This window comes from Pararhodobacter sp. (assembly GCF_036802785.1).
In the GTDB taxonomy this organism is placed as follows: domain Bacteria; phylum Pseudomonadota; class Alphaproteobacteria; order Rhodobacterales; family Rhodobacteraceae; genus Pararhodobacter.
The window spans coordinates 46,067-52,130 of sequence record NZ_DAIRVN010000025.1; the positions used below are offsets into that span (position 1 = coordinate 46,067).

The window sequence follows — 6,064 nt, forward strand, 5'->3', positions numbered from 1 at the left end:
CCGTGCCGGGCAGTCGCCCGGCGTCAATTGATATGCCCGGCCAGCCAGCCGGAAATAAGGAAATGCGCAATCGCCCCGGCGCGTGGCCTGCGCACCTCGGGATGCAGCCCGGCCAGCACATCGACCAGCTCCTCACGCGTCATCCAGCGTGCGTCTTCCAGCTCATGATCCAGGGTTATGGCATCTGACAGCGCCTCGGCCACGAAACCCAGCATCAGTGAATTGGGCCAGGGCCAGGGCTGCGAGGCGAGATAGCGCACTGCGCCGGTCCGGATCGCGGTCTCTTCGAAAACCTCGCGGCGCACCGCTGCCTCAAGCGATTCGCCCGGCTCCACGAAACCGGCGAGCGCGGAATACATCCCCTCGGGCCAGCCCGGTGAGCGGCCCAGAAGCATCCGGTTGCCGCGCACGACCAGCATGATCACCACCGGATCGGTGCGCGGAAAATGCTGTGCGTTGCAGGCGGGGCACTGGCGCTGCCAGCCTGCCATCACCCAGTCGCTGCGCGCCCCGCAACTGGAGCAGAACCGGTGCGTCCGGTGCCAGTTGAACAAGGCGCGCGCCGTGGCCGCCATGGCCGCATCAGCAGGCGAGAGCAGGGACATCGCGCCGCGAAGCTCGGCAAAGCGATGGTCGCCGGGCAGGTCGGGGTGATGATGCTCTGTCGGATCAAAGAACATCGCCAACGCGGCGCGGTCCAGCCCGTCCGGCTCCCAGCCTGAGACATCGGCCGCAAAATGCGGGCGCCCCGTGTGAAAGCCCAGAAACAATCGCTTGTGGCGCGCATGGGCAAGAACCGCGCTGTCTGCGCCCAGCCAGCCCAGCCGGTCGCGCGCTTCACCCGCGATCAGCGGCTTGCCGCGCCAGACCGGCAGAACCCGCGTATCATCGCGCACCGCCAGCACCGCCAGAGCGGCCTCATCAGAACGCAGTGCGGCTGCCCGGTCATCCCAGCCACCCGAAAAGACCACCCCGTCACTCACACCCGCCCTCATTCGCTGATCGCGCAGTATATGCCACGGATCGCGGGCACAGCGCCAGTCCCGGCCCGCACCGCGCCGCCATCAGCGCTTGTTTTCAACCGGAGGATGTGCACCATTGCGTAACTGGAAACAAACAACCTCTGATGATCCCGACCATGCCCGTTCCCGCTTGCCTTTGATGTTTCGGCCCCGCTACTGATGAATGCCGTGTGGCGTACTGTAGGTGTAGATTGCTGTGATCGTTCGAGGCGACGCCTTGTTCAACCCCGCGTTCCCCGGCGCGCAACTGACCGGAGACTGGACCGTTCACCTGCGGCTGATCGAAACCACCGATCTGCACCTGCATCTGCTGCCCTATGATTACTACGCGGACCGCCCCATGCCGGGTTTCGGCCTGACAAGCGCCGCCCGGCTGATTGAGCAGGCCCGCGCAGAAGCACCCAATGCACTGCTGTTCGACAACGGCGATTTCCTGCAGGGTACGCCCATGGGCGATTTCATGGCCTTTGAACGCGGGCTGCGGGAAGGCGATCTGCATCCGGTCATGGCGGCAATGAATGTGCTTGGCTATGACGCCTTGACGCTGGGCAACCATGAGTTCAACTACGGACTTGATTTTCTTATGAAAACGCTGGCGGGTGCGGCCTGCCCGGCGGTTTCGGCCAATCTTCTGAGCGGACCGGAAGGCCGGGGCGGCAAGCCGCTGGTGCGGCCCTATGTGCTGCTGGACCGGGTGCTGGTGGACGGCTGCGGCAGGCTCCATCCCTGCCGGGTGGGGGTGATCGGCTTCGCGCCGCCGCAGGTCGTGGACTGGGACCGCCACATGCTCGACGGTCGGCTTTGGGCGCAGGATATCCTGGCTGCCGCGCGCCGCTGGCTGCCCGAGATGCGCGCGGCGGGGGCGGAAGTGATCGTGGCGCTTGCCCATACCGGCATTGGCCCCGTGCGGCATAGCGAGGGGATGGAAAACGCGGTGCTGCCGCTGGCGCGCCTTGAGGGGATTGACGCGCTGATGAGCGGGCACAGCCACCTGCTGTTCCCCTCGCCCGTCTTCTCGTCTGTGCCCGATGTCGAAATCCAGACCGGAACAATCGCCGGAAAGCCGGTGGTGATGGGTGGCTGCTGGGGGGCACATATCGGGCTGATCGACCTTGTGATGACCCGCGAGGGCGGGGAGTGGCAGGTTCTGGGCAGCCGCTCGGAAACCCGGGCGCTGCCTGCAGGGGCAGCGCCGGGGAAGGCGGAACCGGCACACCCGCCGGGAACCGGCGCCAGCCTGCCCGAACGGGTCGCAAGCGCCGTCAACGAGGGGCATCAGGCGACACTCGCCGCCATCCGGCGCCCGGTGGGCCATACCCCGCAACCGCTGCACAGCTTCTTCGCGCATCTGGGTACCTGCGCGGCCCTGACGCTGGTGTCCGAGGCGCAGCGCGCCTTCGTCACCGAGCGGCTGACGGACCCGGAACTGCGCGCGCTGCCCGTCCTGTCGGCTGCGGCCCCCTTCAAGTCAGGCGGACGCAGTGGTGCCAGTGGCTATACCGATGTGCCTGCGGGCGCGCTTGCCCTCCGCCATATCGCGGATCTGTATACCTTCCCCAATGCCATCGCCGCGCTGCGGGTCACGGGGGCCGAGGTGCTGGAATGGCTTGAGCGCAGTGCGGCAACCTTCAACCGCATCCGGCCCGGCACCAGCGACACCCTGCTGCGCAACCCCGATGTTCCGGGCTACAATTTCGAGGTGATCGACGCGCTTGATGTCACCTATGACCTGTCGCAGCCCGCCCGCTATGACCCGCAAGGCGCGCTGATCGACTGGCATGCGCACCGCGTGGCGCAGGCGCTGTTCCGGGGCCAGCCGCTTGACCCGATGGCCGAATTCATCCTGTGCACCAACAGCTACCGCGCCAGCGGTGCGGGCTGTTTCGCCGGGGCGGTCCGGCGCAAGCTCGTGCTTGGCGGCGAGAACCTTGTCCGCGACATCCTTCGCCAGCATGTCGCGCGGCAGGGCACGGTCGGGATCAGGCCGCGCGGCAGCCTTGGCTTCACGCCCCTGCCCGCCACCGCCGCGCTCTTTGAAACCAGCCCCGCCGCCCGCGCCTGTCTGAGTGAAATCGCAGCCTTCGCGCCCCAGGAACGCGGCCTGACCCGCGCAGGCTTCCTCCGCCTCCGTGTCGACCTGAGTGGCACCCCCTGACAGCACCCCGCGCGGCGGCAAAAGGGCGCGCACGCGCCATATATGAAAAGGTCAGGGGGCTTTGCCCCCTCTGGGCCTGCGGCCCATTCACCCCCGCGTATTTCCGGCAAGATGAAGGGGGGCGGAGCGCCCCTGCTTCAACTGTGCAGAAATGTCACGGGGGATGAGCGGCGTCCCGGGGGCAGCCACCACCCGCAGTTCTAGCCGTCGATACGGATGCGCGCGTTGGCCGGGTCATAGGGGCTGTCCTCGACCACCTCTGCATCCCAGAGCTGGCGCTGCATCCGCAACTTGAGCCGCGTCCCCGGCACCGCGCGATCCGGCGTCACATAGCCCATGCCGATCTGCTTGCCGAAAGCCACCGAATACCCGCCCGAGGTCAGCCGCCCCACCTTTTCATCCCCGTGATAGAGCGCCTCTTTGCCCCAGGGGTCGGCATCCGCTGGGCCGTCGATCAGCAGGGTCACGCATTTCGCGCGGATCCCGGTGGCCGCCATCGCCTCCTTGCCATGGAAGTTTTTCGACATATCCACAAAGCGCGGAAGGTCCGCCTCCAGTGGTGTGGCGTCTCTTCCCAGCTCGGTCCCGAACGCACGATAGGACTTTTCCTGCCTCAGCCAGTTTTGAGCCCGCGCGCCCACCAGCTTCAGGCCGACTCCCTCACCCGCCGCCATCAGCTGGTCGAACAGGTAGTTCTGCATCTCGATCGGATGATGCAGCTCCCAGCCCAGCTCCCCGGTATAGGCCACGCGCACCGCCCGCACCGAGCACATCTTCAGCTCGATCCCGCGCATGCTCAGCCACGGAAACCTTTTGTTCGACAGCACCGTTTCCGGCACCGCATCGCGCACCAGCGGCGCCAGCAATTCGCGCGTTTTCGGCCCGGCCACGGCGAAGACGCCCCATTGCGTGGTGACATCGTGAATATCCACCCAGGCCCCGGAACGGGCCATGAAATCCTCCGCCGCCTTGCGCAGGAAATCACCGTCATATTCCGTCCAGGCCCCGGCGGAGACCAGATAATACGCATCCTCGCCCAGCCGCATGATGGTATATTCGGTGCGCACCGTGCCAGCATCAGTCAGCGCATAGGTCAGGTTGATACGCCCTACTTTCGGCAGCTTGTTGCAGGTGAACCCGTCCAGAAAGGACGTCGCCCCGGGGCCGCGCACCAGATGCTTGGTGAAGGCCGAGGCATCGATCAGCCCAACCCCCTCACGGATCGCCCGCGCCTCCTCCACCGCATAGGGCCACCAGCCCCCGCGCCGGAAACTGCGCGCGTCATGGTCGAACCCAGCGGGCGCATCCGGCGGGCCGAAATAGTTGGGCCGCTCCCAACCATTCACCTGGCCGAACTGCGCGCCCAGCGCCTTCTGGCGGTCATAGGCGGGGGCGGTGCGCAGCGGGCGGCAGGCTTCGCGCTCTTCATCCGGATGGTGCAGGATGAAGACATGCTCATAGCATTCCTCGTTCTTGCGCGCAGCGTATTCGGTCGTCATCCAGCTGCCGTAGCGGCGCGGGTCAAGGGCTGCCATGTCGATCTCGGCCTCGCCCGCGACCATCATCTGCGCCAGATAATACCCGGTTCCACCAGCCGCCGTGATGCCGAAGCTGAAGCCCTCGGCCAGCCACATGTTGCGCAGCCCCGGCACGGGGCCGACCAGCGGGTTGCCATCGGGGGTGTAGCAGATGGGGCCGTTGAAATCATCCTTCAGCCCCACATTTTCCGAGCTGGGCAGACGATGGAGCATCGACATATATTCCTGCTCGATCCGCTCCAGGTCTAGCGGGAACAGATCGGCGCGGAAGCTTTCGGGCACGTCATAGAGGAACCGCGCGGGCGCGCCCCGCTCATAGGGGCCCAGAATCCAGCCGCCCCGCTCTTCGCGGACATACCATTTGGCATCGGCATCGCGCAGCACCGGATGCTCAGCGTGACCGGCCTTGCGCCATGCCTGCAGCGCCGGGTCAGGCTCGGTCACGATATACTGATGCTCCACCGGAATGGCCGGGATCTTGACGCCCAGCAGCCGCGCGGTGCGTTGCGCATGGTTCCCCGTAGCCGTGACCACATGCTCGGCCGTGATCTCAAACCGCTCATCCGAGGGCACCAGATTACCGCCGCGCTCCACCATCCTCGTGCAGGAAACCACCCATTCCGACCCCGTCCACCGATAGCCGTCAACCTGACAACGCCGCACAATCTCAACGCCGCGCTGACGCGCGCCCTTGGCCATCGCCTGCGTCACATCGGCCGGGTTGATATAACCATCCGTGGGGTGAAACAGCGCGCCCTTCAGATCATCGGTGCGTACCAGCGGCCAGCGCGCGCTGATCTCTGCAGGCGTCAGGAATTCATGCTCGATCCCCACGCATTCGGCATTGGTGGAATAGAGCCTGTATTCATCCATCCGCGCGTCAGTCTGGGCCATCCGCAAGTTGCCGACGACCGAGAAGCCGGGGTTCAGGCCCGTCTCCGCCTCCAGCGTCTTGTAGAACCGGACCGAATAATCATGAATATGCGTCGTGGCGTAGCTCATGTTGAACAGCGGCAGCAGCCCCGCCGCATGCCAGGTGCTGCCCGAGGTCAGCTCGTCGCGCTCCAGCAGCATCACGTCCCAGCTCGCCTTTGCCAGATGATAGGCGATCGAGGTGCCAACGGCGCCACCGCCAACGACAAGGGCGCGAACATGGGTTTTCATCTGGGCCTCCGGCTGCAGGGTTCAAAGGCCTAGATCGCAGCAAAGCGGCACCGGCGGTGCCGTGGCTCCGACCGATCAGCGCGCGAAAACGACGCAGGCCCTGCACCCGGCCGGAAGAGGGGCGCGCGCGCCCTTCATCTTGCCGGAAATACGCTGGGGGGTGAATTGGCCGCAGGCCAAGAGGG

Annotated in this window: 3 protein-coding genes; 1 reads left to right on the top strand and 2 read right to left on the bottom strand. The window is 66.1% G+C overall.

The window, feature by feature from the left end:
- Window positions 1–23: 23 nt before the first annotated feature.
- The gene (gene nudC, locus V7Q53_RS10715) at window positions 24–995 is read right to left on the bottom strand and encodes an NAD(+) diphosphatase (protein WP_333828537.1); all 972 of its coding nucleotides are present in this window, start codon (window positions 993–995) and stop codon (window positions 24–26) included.
- Between the two features lie 244 nt (window positions 996–1,239).
- Here nudC and V7Q53_RS10720 point away from each other — a divergent pair, with 244 nt between their 5' ends.
- Window positions 1,240–3,177 (top strand): bifunctional 2',3'-cyclic-nucleotide 2'-phosphodiesterase/3'-nucleotidase, encoded by a 1,938-nt coding sequence (locus V7Q53_RS10720; RefSeq protein ID WP_333828538.1) that lies wholly within the window; start codon window positions 1,240–1,242, stop codon window positions 3,175–3,177.
- 200 nt (window positions 3,178–3,377) lie between these two features.
- Here V7Q53_RS10720 and V7Q53_RS10725 read toward each other — a convergent pair whose 3' ends face one another.
- On the bottom strand, window positions 3,378–5,879 hold the full coding sequence (locus V7Q53_RS10725; RefSeq protein WP_333828539.1) for a GcvT family protein: 2,502 nt from the start codon (window positions 5,877–5,879) through the stop codon (window positions 3,378–3,380).
- Between the last annotated feature and the right edge of the window lie 185 nt (window positions 5,880–6,064).